A 21,569-nucleotide genomic window follows, 5' to 3' on the forward strand; every position below is an offset into this window, starting at 1 on the left:
CCGAAGAGCCGGCCCCCGCAGGGCGGGCTCCCGCAGCGCAGGCCCCCGAAGCCCAGGCTTCCGGCGGGGCCTCCGAGGACCAGGCTTCCGAGGACCAGGCTTCCGGAGAGCAGGCCGCCGATGAGCCCGCCGTACCGTCCAGGCCCGCACAGGGCACGATCCCACCGTCCGCCGCCCGGGTGCGCCGCCGGCTCGCCAGGCTCGGCGCCCAGCGCGGCCCCGCTATGAACCCGGTACTCGAACCACTGATCAAGACGGTCCGCAACACCCATCCCAAGGCGGACCTGCGGCTCATCGAGCGCGCCTACGACGTCGCCGCGCACCACCACCGGCACCAGAAGCGCAAGAGCGGCGACCCGTACATCACGCACCCGCTCGCCGTCGCGACGATCCTCGCCGAGCTCGGCATGAACACCGAGACGCTGTGCGCGGCGCTGCTGCACGACACCGTCGAGGACACCCCCTACACGCTCGACCAGCTGCGCGACGACTTCGGCGACGAGATCGCCGCCCTCGTCGACGGGGTGACCAAGCTCGACAAGGTCAAGTACGGGGAGGCCGCCGAGGCCGAGACCGTCCGCAAGATGGTCGTGGCGATGTCCCGCGACATCCGCGTGCTGGTGATCAAGCTCGGCGACCGCCTGCACAACATGCGCACGCTGCGCTACATGCCGCGGCACAAGCAGGAGAAGAAGGCCCGCGAGACCCTGGAGGTGTTCGCGCCGCTCGCGCACCGCCTCGGGATGAACACGCTGAAGTGGGAGCTGGAGGACCTCGCGTTCGCCACGATGTACCCCAAGCGGTTCGACGAGATCGCCCGCCTGGTGTCCGAGCGCGCCCCGCGCCGCGACGTCTACCTCCAGGAAGTGATCCAGTACGTCTCCGCCGACCTGCGCGACGCCCGGATCAAGGCGACCGTCACCGGGCGCCCGAAGCACTACTACTCGATCTACCAGAAGATGATCGCGCGGGACGTCAGCTTCGACGACATCTACGACCTGGTCGGCATCCGGGTCCTCGTCGACAGCGTCCGCGACTGCTACGCCGCCCTCGGCACCATCCACGCGCGGTGGAACCCGGTCCCCGGCCGGTTCAAGGACTACATCGCGATGCCGAAGTTCAACATGTACCAGTCGCTGCACACGACGGTGATCGGCCCCGGAGGCAAGCCCGTCGAGCTGCAGATCCGCACCTGGGGCATGCACCGCCGCGCCGAGTACGGCGTCGCCGCGCACTGGAAGTACAAGGAGGAGACGGTCGCCGGGCGCAAGGCCGGCGACATGCAGTGGCTCCGCCAGCTCCTCGACTGGCAGAAGGAGACCGCCGACCCCGCCGAGTTCCTGGAGTCGCTGCGGTTCGACCTGTCGGTGTCCGAGGTGTTCGTGTTCACGCCGAAGGGCGATGTGATCGCGCTGCCGCAGGGCGCGACCCCCGTCGACTTCGCGTACGCGATCCACACCGAGGTCGGGCACCGATGTATCGGCGCCCGTGTCAACGGGCGGCTCGTCCCCCTCGAATCGACCCTCGACAACGGCGACACCGTCGAGGTCTTCACCTCCAAGTCGCCGGACGCCGGCCCGAGCCGCGACTGGCTCGGCTTCGTCAAGAGCGCCCGCGCCCGCAACAAGATCAAGCACTGGTTCTCCAAGGAGCGCCGCGACACCGCGATCGAGTCCGGCAAGGACGCCATCGCCCGCGCGATGCGCAAGCAGAACATGCCGCTGCAGCGGATGATGTCCGGCGAGGCGCTGCTCGCCCTCGCCCGCGACATGCGCTACCCGGACGTGTCGTCGCTGTACGCGGCGGTCGGCGAGAGCCAGGTGTCGGCGCAGCACGTCGTCCAGCGCCTCGTGGACGCCCTCGGCGGGGTCGAGAGCGCCGAGGAGGACCTCGCCGAGCTCGCGCTGCCGACCCGGCGCAAGCGGACCCGCCCCGCGGGCGACCCGGGCGTCGTCGTGGCCGACGACCCCGACGTGTGGGTGCGGCTGTCGCGCTGCTGCACCCCGGTGCCCGGCGACGAGATCGTCGGGTTCGTCACGCGGGGGCACGGCGTGTCCGTCCACCGCGCCGACTGCGTGAACGTCGAGAGCCTGAAGTCGCAGCCCGACCGGCTCATCGACGTGAAATGGTCCCCGGGCGAGGACTCGGTCTTCCTGGTCGCCATCCAGGTCGAGGCGCTCGACCGCCCGCGGCTGCTGTCGGACGTGACCCGCGTGCTGTCCGACCAGCACGTCAACATCCTGTCGGCGTCGGTCACCACGACCCGCGACCGCGTCGCCGTCAGCCGCTTCACGTTCGAGATGGGCGACCCGAAGCACCTCGGGCACGTCCTGAAGGCCGTCCGGTCCATCGACGGCGTCTACGACGTGTACCGGACGCCGAGCGGCGCCGCCCGCTGAGGGACGGCGCCGCCCGCGCCACGGTTCGTTCCCCGCCGGTCAGCTCCCGGCGGCCGCGCTCTTCTGCTCGGGGTCCGCGTCGACGCCCGCCTCGGCGCGCTGCCGCGGCGTGATCGGCGTCGGGGCGGCGGTCAGCGGGTCGTAGCCGGACGCCGCCTTCGGGAAGGCGATCACGTCGCGGATCGAGTCCTGCCGGGACAGCAGCATGACCATCCGGTCCCACCCGAACGCGATGCCGCCGTGCGGGGGCGGCCCGAACTTGAACGCCTCCAGCAGGAACCCGAACTTCGACTCGGCCTCCTCCTTCGACATGCCGAGCACGTCGAACACCCGCTGCTGCATCTCCGCGCGGTGGACGCGCAGCGACCCGCCGCCGATCTCGGTGCCGTTCAGCACGAGGTCGTAGGCGTTGGCGAGCGCACCGCCCGGGTCGTCCTGGAAGGTGGCGGCGAACTCCGCCTTCGGCGCGGTGAACGGGTGGTGCACGGCCGTCCAGCCGATCTGCTCGCCCTTGTCGTCCTCGACCGGCTCGAACACCGGCGCGTCGACCACCCACACGAACTTCCACGCCGACTCGTCGATCAGCTCGCGGCGGCGGCCGATCTCCAGCCGGGCGGCGCCCAGCAGCTCCTGCGTCGCGTGCCGCTTGCCGGCGCCGAAGAAGATCGCGTCGCCGATGCCGGCGCCGGTCCGGGCGGCGAGGCCCTCCTTCTCGGCGTCGGAGAGGTTCTTGGCGACGGGGCCGCCGAGCGTCCCGTCCTCCTGGACGAGCACGTACGCGAGGCCGCGGGCGCCGCGCGCCTTCGCCCAGTCCTGCCAGCCGTCGAGCTCCCGGCGGGTCTGGGACGCGCCGCCCGGCATGACCACCGCGCCGACGTACGGGGCCTGGAACACCCGGAACGACGTGTCCGCGAAGTACTCGGTCATGTCGGTCAGTTCCAGGCCGAACCGCAGGTCGGGCTTGTCGGAGCCGTACCGGGACATCGCGTCGGCGTAGGTGATGTGGGGGATCGGCCGGGGCACCTCGTACCCCGCGATCTCCTTCCAGAGCCGGCCGACGAGGTCCTCGGAGACCCGGATGACGTCGTCCTGGTCGGCGAACGACATCTCGATGTCGATCTGGGTGAACTCCGGCTGCCGGTCGGCGCGGAAGTCCTCGTCGCGGTAGCAGCGGGCGATCTGGTAGTACCGCTCCAGCCCGCCGACCATGAGCAGCTGCTTGAACAGCTGCGGCGACTGCGGCAGCGCGTACCAGTGGCCCGGCTGCAGCCGGACCGGCACCAGGAAGTCGCGGGCGCCCTCGGGCGTCGACCGGGTCAGCGTCGGGGTCTCGACGTTGACGAAGCCGTGCTCGCGCATCACCTCGTGCACCAGGAACGACGCCTCGGAGCGGACCTTCACCGCCCGCGCGACGGCGTCGCGGCGCAGGTCGAGGTAGCGGTACTTGAGCCGGATCTCCTCGTTGACGTTGACGTCGCCCTCGATGGGGAACGGCAGCGGCGCGGCCTCCGACAGCACCTCGATGTCGGCGGCGGCGACCTCGATGTCCCCGGTCGGCAGCTCGGGGTTCTCGTTGCCCTCCGGCCGGATCCGCACCTCCCCGACGACCTTCACGCAGAATTCCGAGCGCAGGTCGTGCGCGGCGTCCTCCTCCCGGAAGACCACCTGGGCGGTGCCGGAGGCGTCCCGCAGGTCGATGAACGTGACGCCGCCGTGGTCGCGGCGGCGGCCGACCCAGCCGGCCAGCGTGACCTGCTGCCCGGCGTGCTCCCTGCGGAGCGTGCCCGCCTCGTGGGTGCGGATCATTTCGAGAGCCTTTCCTTCAACGTCGTGACGATGGCGGTGAGCGGGACGGCGGCCTGCTCGCCCGCGGCGAGGTCCTTGACCTGGGCGACGCCCTCGGCGATGTCCCGCTCCCCGAGGATCACGGCGTAGCGGGCGCCGGAGCGGTCCGCGTCCTTCATGGCGCCCTTCAGCTTCTTGCCGCCGAACGCCGTGTCGGCGGCGATCCCGGCCCGGCGCAGCTCGTCGACCAGCGCGAACATGCGGCGCTCGGCGGCGTCGCCGAGCGGCACCCCGAACGCCTCGCAGCGCGGCCGGGCGGCGGCCGCGGCGGCCCCGCCCTCCGGCGCCTCGGCCTCCAGCGCGAGGACCGTGCGGTCCAGGCCGAGCCCGAACCCGATGCCGGGCAGCGGCGGGCCGCCGATGTCCTCCGACAGCCCGTCGTAGCGGCCCCCGCCGCCGATGCCGGACTGGGCGCCGAGCAGCGGGTGGTCGAACTCGTAGGTCGTCCGGGTGTAGTAGTCGAGCCCGCGGACGAGGGTGGGGGTGTCCTCCCACGTGATGCCGAGGTCGCCGAGCAGCTCGCGGACCCGGTCGTGGTACGCCTTGCAGGCGGGGCACAGGTGGTCGGCCATCAGCGGGGCGCCCGCCAGCTGCGCGCGCACCTGCGGCCGCTTGTCGTCCAGCACCCGCAGCGGGTTGATCTCCACCCGGGCGCGGGTGTCCTCGTCCAGGTCCAGGCCGCGCAGGAAGTCCTGCAGCCGGGCCCGGTACGCGGGGCGGCACTCCTTGCAGCCCAGCGAGTTCAGCAGCAGCCGCACCCGGGTCAGCCCGAGGGAGCGGTACCAGTTCCACGCGATCGCGATCGTCTCGGCGTCGACCCGCGGGTCCTCGCTGCCGATCGCCTCCAGGTCGAGCTGGTAGAACTGCCGGTAGCGGCCCTGCTGGGGCCGCTCGGCGCGGAACGCCGGCCCGGTCGTCCACACCTTCACCGGCAGCGCGCCCTTGTGGAGGTTGTTCTCCAGCACCGCCCGCAGCACCGACGCGGTGAACTCGGGACGCAGCGTCAGCGAGCGGCCACCCCTGTCCTCGAAGGTGTACATCTCCTTGGAGACGACGTCGGTGGACTCCCCGACACCGCGCCGGAACAGGTTGGTGTCCTCGAAGACGGCCAGCTCCAGGTAGCCGTACCCGGCGAGCCTCGCCTGCTCGGCGAACGCCTCCCGGATGCGGTAGAAGAGGTCCGCGCGCGGCGGAACGTATTCACTGACCCCCTTGGGGGCCCGGAAAATCGAACTCATGGTCTTTTAGGCTCAGAATCCCTTGCCGGGGCCGTCCGCGGGCGCCAGCTCCGAGAGGAACGGGTTCGTCGCGCGCTCGCGGCCGATTGTGGTCTGTGTCCCGTGGCCGGGCAGGACGGCCGTCTCGTCGGGCATGGCGAGGCACACCCGCGACAGGCTGGCGAGGATCTCCTCGTACGACCCGCCCGGCAGGTCGGTGCGTCCGATCGAGCCGGCGAACAGCAGGTCCCCCGTGAACATCACGTCCGGCAGCTCCCGCGTCTTCGGCGTCCGGAAGGTCACCGACCCGGGCGTATGGCCCGGCGCGTGGTCGACGGTGAAGCTCAGCCCGGCCAGCTCGAGCACCGCCCCGTCGGCCAGCTCCTGCACGTCGTCCGGCTCGGTCAGCTCCAGGCCGCCGAAAAGCTGCTGCCCGGCGCCGAGCGACAGCCCCTTCGCCGGATCGGTGAGCAGGTCGCGGTCGTCCGGGTGGATGTAGGCCGGGACGTCCTTCGCGCCGCAGACCGGCGCCACCGACCACACGTGGTCGAGATGGCCGTGCGTGAGCAGCACCGCGACCGGCTTCAGCCGGTGCTCGCGCACGATCTCGTCGATCCCCGCCTCGGCGTTCTCGCCGGGGTCGATGATGACGCATTCCTCACCCGCGGCGGGGGCCACGACGTAGCAGTTCGCGGCGAAAGATCCGGCGGGGAACCCGGCGACGAGCACGGTCGTCCTTCCTTAGAACCATCTCGGTGGGCCTGTCCGAGGGTACCGGCGCGGCCACGGCCACCGCGAACGAGATCACCGGGTCGCCGTGTCGCGTCCGGTGCCCGGCGGCCGGGGCGGCGCCGCCTGAGCGCCCGCTGAACGCCGGGACGCGTTCACCCCCGGGGGCCGCTACTATGCGCTGCACGTTCACCTGATCACATCGGAGGAGCAGCCCGTGGCGGGGAAGGACCGCAAGAAGCAGCTCGCGCGTGCGCGGTACGAGCGGCAGGAGCAGCGGCGGGCCCAGCAGGCGGCGCGGGCGCGCCGCCTCAAGGTCATGGGCTCGGCCGGCGCGGTGGCCGCGATCGTGGCCGGCGGGGCAGCGATCGTCGCGTTCACCGGCGGGGACGACGAGTCCGAGGCCGCCGCGCAGGCGTCCGCGAGCCCCCAGGCCAAGCCCGGGGAGTGCCTCTACAAGCCGGCGCAGGTGCCGGGCGCGCCCGAGGACCTCGGGACCCCGCCCGTCAAGCCCGTCCACAAGGGGACGGTGAAGGCGACCGTCAAGACCAACCACGGCGACGTCGTGCTGGAACTGGACGGCCAGAACGCGCCTTGCACCGTTAACTCCTTCGCGTTCCTGTCGGAGAAGGACTTCTACGACAAGACCGACTGCCACCGGCTGACCAGCGGCGGGCTCAGCGTCCTGCAGTGCGGCGACCCCACGGGCGAGGGGACCGGCGGGCCGGGCTACCAGTACGCCAACGAGAACACCGAGGGCGCCCAGTACAAGGCCGGCACCCTCGCCATGGCGCACAGCTCGCAGCCGGACTCCAACGGCAGCCAGTTCTTCATCGTCTACGAGGACTCGCAGCTCCCGCCCGACTACACCGTCTTCGGGAAGGTCTCCAAGGGGCTGGACGTCATCAAGGGGATCGCGAAGGCCGGGTCGGAACCCGACGGAGACGGCGAACCCAAGAAGAAGGTCACGATCCGGGACGTCTCGATCGCCGGGAAATAGGCGAACGGGATACTAAGGTGTGGAGGGTCCGGTGGCTGGAAAAGCGTCCGGACCCGCGATTCAGGAGGCAAGGGTGTCCAGCGCGACCGATCCCTGGGGCCGGGTGGACGACGACGGCACCGTGTACGTCAGGACGTCCGACGGTGAGCGCGTCGTCGGGTCCTGGCAGGCCGGTGCGCCCGAAGAGGCCCTGGCCTACTTCAAGCGCAAGTACGACGCGCTCGTCACCGAGATCGGCCTGCTGGAGCAGCGGGTCCGCACCACCGACCTGCAGCCCGCGCAGGCGCAGCAGAGCATCGACCGGCTCCGCGAGGCCGTCTCCGACGCGCACGCCGTCGGCGATCTCGACGCCCTCGCCCGGCGCCTGGACGCCCTCACCGAACTGGTCGGGCGGCGCCGCGAAGAGGTCAAGGCGCAGCGCGAGCAGCACCGCAACGAGGCCCGTGAGGTCAAGGAGCGGATCGTCGCCGAGGCCGAGCGGATCGCCGCCGAGGAGACCCACTGGAAGAACGGCGGCGAGCGGCTGCGCCAGCTCGTCGAGGAGTGGAAGGCCGCCGACCGCATCGACCGGCCCACCGAGACCGCCCTCTGGAAGCGCCTGTCGTCCGCCCGCAACGCCTTCACCAAGCGCCGCAAGGCGTACTTCGCCACCCTCGACGACCAGCGCGAGGAGTCCCGCAGGGAGAAGGAGCGCCTCGTCGCCGAGGCCGAGGCGATGGCCGGCTCGACCGACTGGGGCGAGACGGCCGCCGCCTACCGCGAGCTGATGCGCCGCTGGAAGTCCGCCGGACGCGCCTCCCGGGACGCCGAAGAAGACCTCTGGACCCGCTTCAAGGGCGCCCAGGACACCTTCTTCCAGGCCCGCAGCGCCGCCTTCGCCGAACGCGACGCGGAGTTCCGCGGCAACGCCGCCGAGAAGGAGAAGATCCTCGCCGAGGCGGAACGGCTGCTGCCCGTCAAGGACGTCCGGCAGGCCAGGCAGACGCTGCGCACCATCCAGGAGCGCTGGGAGGCCGCCGGCATGGTCCCCCGCGACCAGCGCGACCGCCTCGAAGGCCGGCTCCGCAAGATCGAGGAGACGGTCCGCGCCGCCGAGGAGAACGAATGGCGCCGCACCAACCCCGAGGCCCGTGCCCGCGCCGAAGCGACCGTCACCCAGCTCCGCACCTCCATCGACCAGCTGGAGAAGCGCCTGGCCAAGGCCCGCGACGCCGGCCGCGAGAAGGACATCAAGGAAGCCGAAGAGGCCCTGACCGCCCGCCGAGCCTGGCTGGAAGAAGCAGAACGAACCCTGGCCGAGTTTTCTTAATCCCCCAGGGGGCGACCCCCGGAACCTCCGTCAGCGCACGGCGAGCCGTGCGTCGGGTGCTCGGCTGGCTGGGTGGTCAGGAGTGGGGGGTTCGGCCCAGGAAGGCCAGGAGGCGAGATTGTTCGTCCGCGCCTTTCGGGGGGTGTTGCGGGGGTGACAAGTGGCCTGTGGTGCGCAGGTGGGGGGCCACTACCTGGGCTGTGGCGAAGGCGTGGTGGACCAGGTCCGGGTCCAGGCGGGACGGCTGGGCTGTGGCTTGTGCCAGGTCCCAGGCGTGTACCAAGGGCTCCAGAATGTACGCCTCCAGGCAGTCGGCCAGGGGAAGTTCGCCTAGGCCGCCGAACGGGATCGGGCGGGTCAGGGCGTCCTCGGTGAGGGCGGCGGCGCACTCTTTGCGCGCCGCGCACCAGCTCATCAGTACGTCGCCCGGGACGAAGCGTGCCGGGTCGCCGCCGATGCCGGGGACGGGCCGCCCGGCCGCCAGCGCCATGATCAGGAACTGGCCGCCGGTCACGTGGCCCGCCACGTCGCGGGCGGTCCAGCCCTCGCAGGGGGACGGCGCGTCCCAGCCGTCCCGGGGGACGCCGGCCACCAGGCCCTCGAACAGGTCGAGGGCCCGGTGGTAGCCGCTGAGGTTCCGAGCCATGGTCGTCAGTGACCCGCGATACGCCCGGCCTGTCAAGCGGTATCGCCAAGGTCGCCCGTCTCACGCTTCGGGGGCGCCCCGCTCGCGCAGCATCCCGTTCATCTGATCGATCTCCGACCGCTGGCCGTCCACCATCGTCCTGGCGAGCCGGCGCACCCGGTCGTGGCCGCTGAGGGTGAGCACCGCCTCCGCCATGTCGACGCCGCCGCGGTGATGGGCGATCATCAGCCGCAGGTACCGGACCTCCGAGTCCTCACCCGACGCCTTCTCCAGGCCGGCGAGCTCCTCCCGGGTCGCCATGCCCGGCATCGCGCCCGGCGCGTGGCCGTTCCCCGCGTGCCCGTGCCCCGCGTGCCCGGACATCCAGCGCATGGGGCCCGCCGGGTCGGTCTTCGGCAGCCCCCACTCGTCCAGCCAGGCGGTCATCATGCCGATCTGCGCCTGCTGGGTGTTGATGATGTCGTAGGCGAGCAGGCGGACGCCGTCGTCGTCCGTCCGGTCCCGGACGATGAACGACATCCGCACCGCCTGGGCGTGGTGGGTGCTCATATCGCGGGCGAACCCGGCTTCCGGGTCGTTCGGGCCGGGTCCGCCGGAGCGGAACAGGAGCAGCGCCAGCCCCGCCACGAGGATGAGGACCGCGAGGACGACGGTGGGGCGCCGCCCCCGGGTCACGGTGCGTCCTTGGCGCCGTCGCAGGGCGCGCCGGGCTCAGGGGTCTGCGGGCCCTTCACGAAGGCGCGGAGGAACTCGTCCACGCGCGGGTCGGCGGCGTCCTGCAGCTTGAGCTGCTTGCCCCAGGCGCTGAGCGCGATCGGGGAGTCCTGGGAGGGGTACGGGCTCATGAACGTGTAATCGGTGCCGTTCACCCTGGTCTGGAGCGCCTGCAGCTGGTCGGCGGCGAGCCCCGGGCGGTAGGTGATCCAGACGGCGCCGTGCTCAAGGGAGTGCACCGCGTTCTCGTTGCGCAGCGGCGCCTCGTACACGCGGCCGTTGCAGTTCTGCCACGCGCCGTCGTGCTCGCCGCCCATCGGCGGGTCGGTCTCGTACTCGACGCTGCCGGTCACGTGGTCGCGGCTCAGGTCGTCCTTGGTCACCAGCCCGGCGATCGACTCGTCGGCGGACGACCTCGACTGCATGAACGCGTAGCCGATGGCGACGAACGCCACGACGCCGATGACGGTGAAGAAGGCGATGGTGCCCCACGGCACCTGCCGCTGGGTGAGGACGTTCTTGGCGGGGGCCTTCTTGGCGGGGGTGCTCTTGGCGCGGGCGTTCCTGTTGCGGGCGCTCTTCGACATGCGAGGGGTTTCCTTCCAGGGGGCTGGGTCCGGCTGTGCGTGACGTGCCGCGGCGCCGGGGGACGCCGCGGTGGCCTTGCGGCCGGTCGTCTACAGCCGGAGCACCTGGAGGGAGTGCCGGTGGAGGGGGACCCGCCTGCCTTCGGGCAGCCGGACGACCGCCCAGCCGACCCGGGCGGGCAGCCGGAAGGCCGGGCGCCGCGTCCCGGCGGCGAGGCCGAGCAGGAGGAGGGTGAACAGGACGGCGAGGCACAGGCAGGCGTCCGGCGGGGTCTCCGGCCGCTCCTGCTGCGGTGGCGTGCGGTCCTGCAGCGGCGCGCTCACCGCCTGCTCGGTGCAGACGCGGGACACCGGCGCATGGCCCAGGCCGTAGCTGAAGGCCAGCCCGCCCACCACGAAGAGAATCACGAGCAGCCCGGCCGGCCCGTACCGACGCCGCGGGGTCGTACCGGACACCGTCACGCTCCTGTATCTACACTCCGGGCTGTTCCAACGCGACACCGGGTTCCCGGGTTCCCGGGGCCGGGAGTGTCCGCCCCGCCGGATACTGTCGGAGCGTGACCACGGGTGAGCCGGAGGGACTCTTCGACACGGAGGCGGGGGCGGCGCCGGAGCCCGCCGCGCCGCAGGCGCCGCCCGCCGCGGCCGGGCCGGGGGCCGGGCAGCCCCTCGCGGTGCGGATGCGTCCCCGCGCGCTGGACGAGGTCGTCGGCCAGGGGCACCTGCTCGGCGCCGGCACCCCCATCCGGCAGCTCGTCGACCGGGACGTGCCGATGTCGCTCGTCCTGTGGGGGCCGCCGGGCACCGGCAAGACGACCCTCGCCACGGTCGTCAGCCACGTCACCTCCCGGCGGTTCGTGGAGATCTCCGCCGTCAGCGACGGCGTCAAGCGCGTCCGCGCCGAGATCGACCTGGCCAAGCGCGAGCTGGGGATGACCGGGCGGCAGACCGTCCTGTTCGTGGACGAGGTCCACCGCTTCAACAAGGCGCAGCAGGACGCGCTCCTGCCCGCCGTCGAGAACCGCTGGGTCTCCTTCATCGGCGCCACCACCGAGAACCCGTTCTTCTCCGTCATCAGCCCGCTGCTGTCGCGGTCGCTGCTGCTCACCCTGGAGCCCCTCGGCGAGGAGGCGCTGCGCGAGGTGATCCACCGGGCGCTCGCCGACGAGCGCGGCCTCGGCGGGGCCGTCGCCCTCGACCAGGCGGCCGAGGACCACCTCGTCCGGCTGGCCGGCGGGGACGCCCGGCGCGCCCTCACCTACCTGGAGGCCGCCGCCCTGGTCGTCGAGGACGGCGCCGTGATCGACACCGGCGTCCTGGAGAAGGCCGTCGACCGGGCCGCCGTCCGCTACGACCGCGAGGGCGACCAGCACTACGACGTCGTCAGCGCCTTCATCAAGAGCATCCGCGGCAGCGACGTCGACGCCGCGCTGCACTACCTGGCCCGCATGATCGAGGCCGGGGAGGACCCGCGCTTCATCGCCCGGCGGCTGATCGTCCACGCCAGCGAGGACATCGGCATGGCCGACCCGACCGCCCTGCAGACGGCGGTCGCCGCCGCGCAGGCGGTGGAGTTCGTCGGGCTGCCCGAGGCGCGCATCAACCTCGCCCAGGCGGTCATCCACCTGTCCCTCGCCCCCAAGTCCAACGCGGTGATCACGGCGGTGGACGGTGCGCTCGGCGACGTGCGCAAGGGCCTCGCCGGGCCCGTCCCCGGGCATCTGCGCGACGCGCACTACAAGGGCGCGGCGAAGATCGGGCACGGGCAGGGCTACAAGTACGCCCACGACCACCCCGGCGGGGTCGTCCGGCAGCAGTACGCGCCCGACACCGTGGACGGACGGGAGTACTATCGCCCGACCAGGTACGGTGCCGAGTCCAGGTTCACCGAGGTGCTCGCGCGGATCCGCTCGGTCCTGCGCGGTACCGCGGACCGGCGCTGACCGGAACCCGACCCGCCCGGTGGTCCCGGCATGTGGGGCGGCTGACCGGTAAGGTCTGTCACTGGCCACATGTCCGGCTCCGAGCCGAACTCACGCGAACGGAAAGCCCTGATGCTCACTGGTGGACAGCTGGCAGGTCTCATCGTGGCGGTGTTCTGGGCGGTGCTCGTCACGTTCATCGCGCTCACCCTGCTGCGGCTCTCCCGCCTCCTCGGCGAGGCGACCAAGGTCGTCCACGACATCGGCGACCAGGCGGGCCCGCTGATGAACGACATGACCCGGACGGTCAAGCGCGCCAACGAGCAGCTCGGCCGCACCGACGTCATCACCAAGCAGGTGGCCGGCGTCACCCAGAACGTCTCCGCCGTCACCACCGTCATGACGTCGGTGGTCGGCGGCCCGCTGGTGAAGGCCGCCGCGTTCTCCTACGGGGTGCGCAAGGCCCTCGGCGGGCGCGACGGCGACGCCGATCCGGGCAGGCCGCAGCTGCAGGCGCGCTCCTCGGGCAGGGGACGCGGATGAGGCGGCTGTTCTGGGTCTCGGTCGGGGCGGGCGCGGGCGTCTACGTCTCGCACCGCGTCAAGCGCCGCGTCGAGCGGATCGCGCGCGCCTGGTCCCCCGAGGGGGTCGCCGCGCGGGCGGTGTCCACCGGGCAGGGCGCGAGCGAGCGGTTGAGGCTTTTCGCCTCCGACGTGCGTACCGAGATGCGTGCCCGTGAAGAGGAGTTGCGCGAGGCCGTCCGCATGGACCAGGCTCCGCCGGACGCCGAGCAGCCCGGCCGGCGCCGGGTGCTCAAGGCGCGATACACGATCATCGACAACGCCGATAACGACAAGGATGGCCACTGATATGGAGTCGGCAGAGGTCGCACGCCGCTTCCTCACGTTCTTCGAGGAGCGCGGGCACCTGGTGGTGCCCTCGGCAAGCCTCGTCGCCGAGGACCCGACCCTGCTGCTGGTGAACGCCGGCATGGTCCCGTTCAAGCCGTACTTCCTCGGCCAGCGCACCCCGCCGTCCCAGCGGATGACCAGCGCGCAGAAGTGCGTGCGGACGCCGGACATCGAGGAGGTCGGAAAGACCACCCGGCACGCCACGTTCTTCCAGATGCTGGGCAACTTCTCCATCGGGGACTACTTCAAGGAGCAGGCGATCCCGTTCGCCTGGGAGCTGCTGACCCGGCCGCGCGAGGACGGCGGTTTCGGGTTCCCCGAGGAGAAGCTGTGGGTCACCGTATTCGACGATGACGACGAGGCGCGGAGCATCTGGCACGACAGGGTCGGCGTCCCCCTCGACCGCATCCAGCGGCGCGGCATGGAGGACAACTTCTGGTCGATGGGCGTCCCCGGCCCGTGCGGGCCCTGCTCGGAGATCTACTACGACCGCGGCCCCGCGTACGGGCGCGAGGGCGGGCCGGTCGCCGACGAGGACCGCTACCTGGAGGTGTGGAACCTCGTCTTCATGCAGTTCGAGCGGGGGCCGGGCGACGGCAAGACCGACTTCCCGATCCTCGGCGACCTGCCCGCCAAGAACATCGACACCGGCATGGGCCTGGAGCGCATGGCGGCGATCCTGCAGGGCGTCGACAACATCTACGAGACCGACACGCTGTGGCGCGTCCTGGACCGCGCGGCCGGGCTGACCGGCGCCCGGTACGGCCGCGACCGGCGCGCCGACGTGTCGCTGCGCGTGATCGCCGACCACGTCCGCAGCGGGACGATGATGGTCGCCGACGGCATCCGCCCCGGCAACGAGGGCCGCGGGTACGTGCTGCGCCGCATCCTGCGCCGCTCCATCCGCAACCTGCGGCTCCTCGGCGGCCAGGACGCCGGCCTCATGCACGAGCTGACCGACGTCGCGATCAAGGCGATGGGCGAGCAGTACCCCGAGCTGGTGCGCACCGCCGCGAACATCCACACGGTCATCGACGCCGAGGAGGACTCCTTCCTCCAGACGCTGCGGACCGGCACCGCCATCTTCGACACCGCGGTCGAGGAGGCCAGGCGGTCCGGCGGCCGCACGCTCGCCGGCGACCAGGCGTTCAAGCTGCACGACACCTACGGCTTCCCGATCGACCTCACCCTGGAGATGGCGTCCGAGCAGGGCCTCCAGGTGGACGAGGAGGGCTTCCGGCGCCTCATGCGCGAGCAGCGCGAGCGCGCCAAGAAGGACGCCCGCGACAAGCGGACCGGCAACCTGGACGTCTCCGTCCTCGACGAGCTGCTCACCGGCGCCGGCGGCGAGGTCGACTTCATCGGCTACGGCCACCTGCGCGGCGACGCCCGCCTCGTTGGCCTGCTGGTCGGCGGCGCGAACGCGCCCGCGGCCGGGGAGGGCACCGAGGTCGAGGTCGTCCTCGACCGCACCCCCTTCTACGCCGAGGGCGGCGGGCAGCTCGCCGACCACGGCGTGATCAGGCTCGGCAACGGCGCGGTCATCGAGGTGACCGACGTGCAGGCGCCCCTGCCCGGCCTCATCGTGCACCGCGGCCGCGTCCTCAGCGGCGAGGCCCAGGCGGGCGACTCGGCCCACGCGGAGGTCGACGTGGAGCGCCGCCGGGCGATCTCCCGCTCGCACACCGCGACCCACATGGTGCACGCCGGCTTCCGCCGCGCGCTCGGCGAGTCCGCGGCGCAGGCCGGGTCGGAGAACTCGCCCGGCCGGTTCCGGTTCGACTTCACCGCGTCCGGCGCGGTGCCCGCGAGCGTGCTGCGCGACGTCGAGGACGAGGTCAACGAGGTCCTGGTCGCCGACCTGGACGTCCGCGCCTTCCACACCTCGATCGACGAGGCCCGCGCGATGGGCGCGCTCGCCCTGTTCGGCGAGAAGTACGGCGACGAGGTCCGCGTCGTCGAGGTCGGCGACTACTCCCGCGAGCTGTGCGGCGGCACCCACGTCGCCCGCTCCGGGCAGCTCGGCCTGGTCAAGGTGCTGGGCGAGTCCTCGATCGGCGCCGGGGTACGCCGCGTCGAGGCCCTCGTCGGCATCGACGCGTTCCGCTTCCTCGCCCGCGAGAGCGTGCTGGTCGCGCAGCTCGCCGAGCAGCTCAAGACGCGCAAGGAGGAGCTGCCCGAGCGGATCTCCGGTGTCGTGACCCGGCTCCGCGACGCGGAGCGGGAACTGGACAAGCTCCGGTCCCAGCAGGTCCTCGCCATCGCGGGCTCGCTCGCCGACACCGCCAAGGACGTGGGCGGCATCGCCTTCGTGGGGCACCGCGCACCCGACGGCACGGGGGCCGACGACCTGCGCAAGCTCGCCGTGGACGTGCGGGGCCGGCTCGTCTCGCGCCCGGCGGTCGTCATGGTCACGGGTGTGCCGAAGGACCGTCCCGTCGTGGTGGTCGCCGTCACCGAGGGCGCGCGCGAGCGCGGCCTCAAGGCGGGCGCGCTCGTCGGCACGGCCGCCAAGGCCCTCGGCGGGGGAGGGGGCGGCAAGGACGACCTCGCCCAGGGCGGCGGCGCGAACCCCGCCGCGGTCGGCGAGGCGCTCGACGCGGTCGAACGCGCAGTAGGGGCCGCGTGATCCCCGCACATCGGGGTAGAGCGACCGGGGGCGAAGCGACGACACCCGCACAGGGCGCGCCGGGGAGGCGCCCGCAGCCGCTGAGCGGAGCGAGGCCATGAGCGCGGAGGGCGCGGCGCCGGCTGGACTGAGGAGCGCGCGGAGCGACGAAGGAGTGAGCACGCGACGAGGGAGGCCGGTGCCGGGAAGGCGCCCGGAGCCGCTGAGCGGAGCGAAGCCATGAGAAACGGCGTCCGGCTGGGGGTGGATGTGGGGAGCGTGCGGGTCGGGGTCGCGCGGTGCGATCCCGGCGGCGTGCTCGCCACCCCCCTGGAGACCGTGAAGAGCGGCAAGGGCGACGTCGACCGGCTGGTGGAGCTGGTCGCCGAGTACGAGGCGGTCGAGGTCGTCGTGGGCCTGCCGACGTCCCTGTCGGGCCGGGAGGGCCCGGCGGCGGAGGCGGCGCGCAGGTTCGCGGCCCGGCTCGCGGACCGGCTGCCCCCCGGGACGGTCCGGCTGCACGACGAGAGGCTCACCACCGTCACGGCCGAGAGCGGCCTGCGGGCGGGGGGAGTGCACGGGAAGGCGCGCCGCAAGGTCGTCGACCAGGCCGCCGCGGCGGTGCTGCTCCAGGCGGCCCTCGACGCGGAACGATTGACGGGAAGCCCCCCAGGAGAGATCGTCCGGGGGAGCTCATGAACGACTTGGACCTTTTTTCGGACCCGTACGACGACCCGTACGGCGACGGGCGGCCGCCGCCGGAGGAACGGCCGGGCGGCAAGGACAAGCGGCGCACCCGCAAGCAGCAGAAGCGCCGCAGGCGCAACGGCCGGGCCGCGGCGCTGTTCGCGATGGCGTTCCTGGTGGCGATCTTCGGTACCGGCGGCGTGCTCGGCTACGCGTGGCTCGACGACAAGTGGAACCCCCCCGACTACGCCGGTCAGGGCACGGGCAGCGTCACGGTCCAGATCAAGGACGGCGCCAGCGGCGCGGTGATCGGCAAGGCGCTGGAGGAGCACGAGGTCGTCAAGAGCTCCCGCGCGTTCGTCAAGGTGTTCCAGACGGAGACGCGCGCGTCCAGCATCCAGCCGGGCTTCTACCAGATGCGGCAGCGGATGTCGTCCGCGGCGGCGATGGCGCTGCTGCTGGACCCGAAGTCGCGCGCCGACACCCAGATCACGATCCCGGAGGGCCGGCGGGCCGTCGAGGTCTTCGAGCTGCTGGCCAAGAAGACCGGCATCCCGGTGAAGGAGTTCGAGGCGGCCGCGAAGAAGCCGGAGGGCCTCGGCCTCCCGCCGTACGCGAACAACAGGGTGGAGGGCTACCTCTTCCCGGGCCGCTACGACCTCGACCCGAACGGCTCGGCGGGGCAGATCCTCAAGCAGATGGTGGACCGCTTCAACGAGCAGGCGGAGAGCGACGACCTCATCGGCAAGGCGCGCGAGGCGGGGATGAAGCCGGGGACGGTCGTCACGCTGGCCAGCCTCATCCAGGCGGAGGGCGCCCGGCCGAGCGACCTGCCGAAGGTCTCCCGGGTGATCTACAACCGGGTCGACCAGGACATGCCGCTGCAGTTCGACAGCACGGTCGTGTACGCGCTCGGCAAGCGGACGCTCACGGTGACCAACGAGGACCTCAAGTACGACTCGCGGTACAACACCTACAAGTACAAGGGGCTGCCGCCGGGGCCGATCGGCAACCCGGGCAGCGCGGCGATGGAGGCGGCGCTGAACCCCAAGCCCGGGCCGTGGCTGTTCTTCGTCACCACCGACCCGGACCGCGGGATCACCAAGTTCGCCGCCACCTACGAGCAGCAGCTGGAGCTGGAGAAGGAGTTCCGGGCCTGGCAGCGGGAGAACCCGGGCAACTGATCCGAGGGAGTGACGGTGGGGGAGACGGCCCGGCGGGCCGCCGTACTGGGCGCGCCGATCGCGCATTCGCTGTCGCCGGTGCTGCACCGCGCGGCGTACGCGGCGATGGGACTGGACGCCTGGTCCTACGCGGCGGTCGAGTGCGATGAGGGCGGCCTGGCGGGGCTGCTGGACGGCCTCGGGCCCGAATGGGCGGGCCTGTCGCTGACCATGCCCTTGAAACGCGTCGCGCTGGACCTGGTGGACACGGTGTCGGACCTGGCGGTGAAGGTCGGCGGCGTCAACACGATCGTGCTGCGGGACGGGCGGCGCCACGGCGACAACACCGACGTGCACGGCATGGTGGCGGCGCTGACCGAGGCGGGTGTCACGGTCGGCGGGCCGGACGCCGGAGCGGTGGTGCTGGGCGGGGGCGCGACCGCCGCGTCCGCGCTCGCCGCCCTCGCCGCGCTCGGCGCGGCCGAGGCGGTGCTCGCGGTGCGCACGCCGGAGCGCGCCGCCGAGACCGTGCGGGTCGGGGAGCGGTTCGGGCTCGCGGTCAAGGTCGGCACGCTCGACCGGGTGGCCGGGGAACTCCCGGCGGCCGGGCTGGTGGTGTCGACGCTGCCGGGTCGGGCGGCGGACGCGTTCGCCGCCCCGGTCGCCGCGTCGGGCGCCGCCCTGTTCGACGTCGTGTACGCGCCGTGGCCCACGGCGCTCGCGACGGCGGTCGAGAAGGCCGGCGGGACGGTCGTGGGCGGCTTTCCGATGCTGCTGCACCAGGCGGTCCGGCAGGTGGCGCTGATGACCGGCCGCGACGACGTGCCCGTGGCGGCGATGCGCGCCGCCGGGGAGGCGGAACTGGCCCGCCGGGCGCGCCTGGCGTGAGCCCGGTCAGGGCGCGGAGGACGGCGGCCCGCGCGGGGTGCGGCGCCGCCGCCTGCGCGCCACCGGGCCGGCGGCCGGCGGTGCGGCAGCAGCCCGCTCAGCGGCACGTCCCGGGCGTGCGCGCGCTGACTGCAGCCCGAGCGGTGCCCCTCGTCACCCGCCCCGGGAATGCACCGGCGGCCCGGCATGTTGACGAGGTGGCGTACCTCACGCGGACCGGCCGCGAATCCGCGGGATCGCAGGCCGCCGACCGGGGCCATGCGGTCCCCGCGGATGGTAATGTGGTTGGCCGACCGGCCCTGTGCGCGCGGCACCTGCTCGTGCGGACGGGGCGCTCTAAGCGGAGGCCACCTCCCACCTGACCGGCCTGGAGGCCGGTGGGTCCTCGGTCCGGCGAACGGGCTCCGTGCCCGTCGCGCCGTCGTCCTCGGACGGCTCCGCCGTCCAGGAGACCGAAGGTGGCCCCGTGCGTGAGTCGTACGGGGCTTTTCTCGTGGAAGCCTCGGGGTACGACCGGTCCAACGAACTTGAGAACGGCCCCAAGGAGGTCCCATCAGCGCCGAACCGCGTATCAACGACCGCATTCGCGTGCCCGAGGTCCGGCTCGTCGGCCCGAACGGCGAACAGGTGGGCATAGTGCCCATCGCCAAGGCCCTTGAGATCGCGCGTGAGTCGGACCTCGACCTCGTCGAGGTCGCGCCCACCGCGCGGCCGCCCGTCGCCCGGCTCATGGACTACGGCAAGTTCAAGTACGAGTCCGCGATGAAGGCACGTGAGGCGCGGAAGAACCAGGCGCACACGGTCATCAAGGAGATCAAGCTCCGCCCGAAGATCGACCCGCACGACTACGAGACCAAGAAGGGTCACGTGGTGCGGTTCCTGAAGGCCGGGGACAAGGTGAAGGTCACGATCATGTTCCGCGGTCGTGAGCAGTCCCGCCCCGAGCTCGGCTACCGGCTGCTGCAGCGGCTCGCCGACGATGTCGAGGAGCTCGGCTTCGTCGAGTCGCGGCCCAAGCAGGACGGCCGGAACATGATCATGGTGATCGGTCCGCACAAGAAGAAGACGGCCCGCGGGCAGGAGGCCGAGAGCACCGCCTGACGGCCGTTCGGGACCGGCCACGCGGCGGCCCCGGACTCCGCGACCTCGCGCCTGAGCGGGGTCGCGGCGCACGTACATTGATGCCTGACCTGGCGTGTCCACGGAACCTCGTGCGATACGCCGATCAGGCGCGCTCCCATGCGTCCGGCACGGGAGCCGGGAAAGAAGGAGACGACGGCGACCATGCCGAAGACCAAGACGCACAGCGGTGCCAAGAAGCGCTTCAAGGTGACCGGCTCCGGCAAGGTGATGCGCCGCCGCGCCAACAAGAACCACCTGCTCGAGCACAAGTCGTCCAAGCGGACGCGGCGGCTCGACGGCCCGGCCGTGGTGGCCGACGCCGACGCGAAGAACATCAAGAAGCTGCTGCGCAAGTAGCCCTCGACCTGCAACATCAGCGACCGGCCGAGGCTGGCATGGCCCCGGCCCCCACGAAGGAGTCAGCACGTGGCACGCGTGAAGCGGGCGGTCAACGCCGCCAAGAAGCGTCGGGTCGTCCTGGAGCGGTCGAGCGGCTACCGCGGTCAGCGTTCGCGCCTGTACCGCAAGGCCAAGGAGCAGCAGCTCCACTCGATGACCTACGCGTTCCGGGACCGCAAGGACCGCAAGGGCCAGTTCCGCCGGCTGTGGATCCAGCGGATCAACGCCGCGGCCCGCGCCAACGGGATCACCTACAACCGGTTCATCCAGGGCCTGAAGGCCGCCGAGATCGAGGTCGACCGCCGCATGCTCGCCGAGCTGGCCGTCAACGACCCGGCGGCGTTCACCGCGCTGGTCGAGGTGGCCAAGGGCGCGCTTCCGGTCGAGGGCTCGGAGGCCGCCTGATCCCGCGCCCCGGGCGACAGGCGATTACAGCGATATGGCGGGCCGCGAGCTGACCTCCCTCCGATCACCACGGGTGAAGGCCGCTCGCCGGCTCGCCAAGCGCGCCTTCCGGCGCCGCGAGAGCCGGTTCCTCGCCGAGGGGCCGCAGGCGGTGCGCGAGGCGCTGCGGATCCCCGGCGGGCTCGCCGAGCTGTTCACCACGGCCGAGGCGGAGGCCCGCCATCCCGAGCTGGTCCTCGCCGCGGAGCGCGCGGGCGCGCCGGTCCTGCGCGTCAGCGGCGAGATCATGGCCGAGCTCGCGCAGACCGTCACCCCGCAGGGGCTGCTGGCGGTCTGCGAGTTCGTCGACGTCCCGCTGGAGGAGGCGCTGAAGGCGGGGCCCCGGCTGGTGACCGTCCTCGCGCACGTCCGCGATCCCGGCAACGCGGGCACCGTCCTGCGCACCGCCGACGCGGCGGGGTCGGAGGCGGTCGTGTTCACCGACGCGTCCGTCGACCCGTACAACGGCAAGTGCGTGCGGGCCTCGGCGGGCAGCCTGTTCCACCTGCCGGTCGTCGTCGGCCCGCGGTTCGGCGAGCTCGCCGCGGAGCTGAAGGGCGCCGGGCTCACCGTCCTGGCCGCCGACGGCGCGGGCGACCGGACCCTGGACGAGGCGATCGACCAGGGGCTGCTCGCGCGGCCGGCCGCCTGGGTGTTCGGCAACGAGGCGTGGGGGCTCCCCGAGGAGATCCTCGCCCACGCCGACGAGGTCGTGCGGGTCCCGATCTACGGGCGCGCGGAGAGCCTGAACCTGGCAACGGCCGCGGCCGTATGCCTGTACGCCTCGGCACGCGCTCAGCGCGGCGCCGCCGCGGCGGGTGAGGCGGTTCCGCCGGAATGAGAGGAACCGGGCGGGACGACCGCAGGTGACGGCGGTCGCGGCGGTTCGATGCGGTGCGCAGCGTACCCGGATGGCCGCCATCGGTCGCCTCCGGCGTCGTTTTCCGGCCGGTTGACTGCGAGGATGTTCCGCGCACGG

At 72.4% G+C, this 21,569-nt stretch carries 21 protein-coding genes; 14 read left to right on the forward strand and 7 right to left on the reverse strand.

All coding sequences use genetic code 11. The annotated features are described in order from the left end of the window. The first annotated feature begins 224 nt into the window (after window positions 1-224). The gene (locus tag E1200_RS04980) at window positions 225-2,399 is read left to right on the forward strand and encodes a bifunctional (p)ppGpp synthetase/guanosine-3',5'-bis(diphosphate) 3'-pyrophosphohydrolase (protein ID WP_131950628.1); all 2,175 of its coding nucleotides are present in this window, start codon (window positions 225-227) and stop codon (window positions 2,397-2,399) included. Between the two features lie 39 nt (window positions 2,400-2,438). Here E1200_RS04980 and aspS read toward each other — a convergent pair whose 3' ends face one another. The 3 genes from aspS to E1200_RS04995 are packed head-to-tail and all read right to left on the reverse strand — an operon-like array spanning window position 2,439 to window position 6,190. Beyond that, a complete protein-coding gene (gene aspS / locus E1200_RS04985; RefSeq protein ID WP_131950591.1) occupies window positions 2,439-4,205 on the reverse strand; it encodes an aspartate--tRNA ligase in 1,767 nt (588 codons plus the stop codon). Further along, complete coding sequence (gene hisS / locus E1200_RS04990; protein ID WP_131950592.1) at window positions 4,202-5,482, reverse strand: histidine--tRNA ligase; 1,281 nt, start codon at window positions 5,480-5,482, stop codon at window positions 4,202-4,204. Before hisS ends, aspS begins: the two co-directional genes overlap by 4 nt. A gap of 12 nt (window positions 5,483-5,494) precedes the next feature. Then, complete coding sequence (locus E1200_RS04995; protein WP_131950593.1) at window positions 5,495-6,190, reverse strand: MBL fold metallo-hydrolase; 696 nt, start codon at window positions 6,188-6,190, stop codon at window positions 5,495-5,497. Between the two features lie 217 nt (window positions 6,191-6,407). Here E1200_RS04995 and E1200_RS05000 point away from each other — a divergent pair, with 217 nt between their 5' ends. Continuing rightward, on the forward strand, window positions 6,408-7,190 hold the full coding sequence (locus tag E1200_RS05000) for a peptidylprolyl isomerase (protein WP_131950594.1): 783 nt from the start codon (window positions 6,408-6,410) through the stop codon (window positions 7,188-7,190). Between the two features lie 73 nt (window positions 7,191-7,263). After that, window positions 7,264-8,499 (forward strand): DUF349 domain-containing protein, encoded by a 1,236-nt coding sequence (locus E1200_RS05005; RefSeq protein ID WP_131950595.1) that lies wholly within the window; start codon window positions 7,264-7,266, stop codon window positions 8,497-8,499. Window positions 8,500-8,575: 76 nt separating this feature from the next. Here E1200_RS05005 and E1200_RS05010 read toward each other — a convergent pair whose 3' ends face one another. The 4 genes from E1200_RS05010 to E1200_RS05025 form a co-directional block, all read right to left on the reverse strand. Next, entirely contained in the window at window positions 8,576-9,145 is a 570-nt protein-coding gene (locus E1200_RS05010; protein WP_131950596.1) for a TIGR03086 family metal-binding protein, read from the reverse strand. Between the two features lie 60 nt (window positions 9,146-9,205). Continuing rightward, entirely contained in the window at window positions 9,206-9,820 is a 615-nt protein-coding gene (locus tag E1200_RS05015) for a DUF305 domain-containing protein (RefSeq protein WP_243708346.1), read from the reverse strand. Further along, window positions 9,817-10,446, reverse strand: a complete 630-nt coding sequence (locus E1200_RS05020; RefSeq protein ID WP_131950598.1) for a DUF3105 domain-containing protein — start codon at window positions 10,444-10,446, stop codon at window positions 9,817-9,819. The genes E1200_RS05015 and E1200_RS05020 overlap by 4 nt, the downstream gene beginning before the upstream one ends. Before the next feature lie 90 nt (window positions 10,447-10,536). Beyond that, the gene (locus E1200_RS05025) at window positions 10,537-10,902 is read right to left on the reverse strand and encodes a hypothetical protein (RefSeq protein ID WP_131950599.1); all 366 of its coding nucleotides are present in this window, start codon (window positions 10,900-10,902) and stop codon (window positions 10,537-10,539) included. Between the two features lie 224 nt (window positions 10,903-11,126). Here E1200_RS05025 and E1200_RS05030 point away from each other — a divergent pair, with 224 nt between their 5' ends. The 11 genes from E1200_RS05030 (at window position 11,127) to E1200_RS05080 (ending at window position 21,431) form a co-directional block, all read left to right on the forward strand. Next, entirely contained in the window at window positions 11,127-12,389 is a 1,263-nt protein-coding gene (locus tag E1200_RS05030) for a replication-associated recombination protein A (protein ID WP_131950629.1), read from the forward strand. A gap of 111 nt (window positions 12,390-12,500) precedes the next feature. Beyond that, complete coding sequence (locus E1200_RS05035) at window positions 12,501-12,911, forward strand: DUF948 domain-containing protein (RefSeq protein WP_131950600.1); 411 nt, start codon at window positions 12,501-12,503, stop codon at window positions 12,909-12,911. Next, window positions 12,908-13,237, forward strand: a complete 330-nt coding sequence (locus E1200_RS05040) for a hypothetical protein (protein ID WP_131950601.1) — start codon at window positions 12,908-12,910, stop codon at window positions 13,235-13,237. The genes E1200_RS05035 and E1200_RS05040 overlap by 4 nt, the downstream gene beginning before the upstream one ends. A gap of 1 nt (window position 13,238) precedes the next feature. Continuing rightward, the gene (gene alaS, locus E1200_RS05045) at window positions 13,239-15,908 is read left to right on the forward strand and encodes an alanine--tRNA ligase (protein WP_131950602.1); all 2,670 of its coding nucleotides are present in this window, start codon (window positions 13,239-13,241) and stop codon (window positions 15,906-15,908) included. A 219-nt stretch (window positions 15,909-16,127) separates the two neighbouring features. Next, window positions 16,128-16,586 carry a Holliday junction resolvase RuvX gene (ruvX, locus tag E1200_RS05050; protein ID WP_131950603.1) on the forward strand — a complete coding sequence of 153 codons (459 nt, stop codon included), beginning with the start codon at window positions 16,128-16,130 and terminating at the stop codon, window positions 16,584-16,586. Further along, window positions 16,583-17,758 carry an endolytic transglycosylase MltG gene (gene mltG / locus E1200_RS05055; protein ID WP_131950604.1) on the forward strand — a complete coding sequence of 392 codons (1,176 nt, stop codon included), beginning with the start codon at window positions 16,583-16,585 and terminating at the stop codon, window positions 17,756-17,758. The genes ruvX and mltG overlap by 4 nt, the downstream gene beginning before the upstream one ends. A 9-nt stretch (window positions 17,759-17,767) precedes the next feature. Beyond that, on the forward strand, window positions 17,768-18,625 hold the full coding sequence (locus E1200_RS05060; RefSeq protein WP_131950605.1) for a shikimate dehydrogenase: 858 nt from the start codon (window positions 17,768-17,770) through the stop codon (window positions 18,623-18,625). Window positions 18,626-19,177: 552 nt separating this feature from the next. Then, a complete protein-coding gene (infC, locus tag E1200_RS05065; protein WP_131950606.1) occupies window positions 19,178-19,726 on the forward strand; it encodes a translation initiation factor IF-3 in 549 nt (182 codons plus the stop codon). Window positions 19,727-19,909: 183 nt separating this feature from the next. Further along, entirely contained in the window at window positions 19,910-20,104 is a 195-nt protein-coding gene (gene rpmI / locus E1200_RS05070) for a 50S ribosomal protein L35 (protein ID WP_131950607.1), read from the forward strand. A 69-nt stretch (window positions 20,105-20,173) separates the two neighbouring features. Then, window positions 20,174-20,551 carry a 50S ribosomal protein L20 gene (rplT, locus tag E1200_RS05075; RefSeq protein ID WP_131950608.1) on the forward strand — a complete coding sequence of 126 codons (378 nt, stop codon included), beginning with the start codon at window positions 20,174-20,176 and terminating at the stop codon, window positions 20,549-20,551. Window positions 20,552-20,585: 34 nt separating this feature from the next. Next, the gene (locus E1200_RS05080; protein ID WP_131950609.1) at window positions 20,586-21,431 is read left to right on the forward strand and encodes an RNA methyltransferase; all 846 of its coding nucleotides are present in this window, start codon (window positions 20,586-20,588) and stop codon (window positions 21,429-21,431) included. Window positions 21,432-21,569 lie beyond the last annotated feature (138 nt).

Source organism: Actinomadura sp. GC306, from assembly GCF_004348665.1.
Classification (GTDB): Bacteria; Actinomycetota; Actinomycetes; order Streptosporangiales; family Streptosporangiaceae; genus Spirillospora.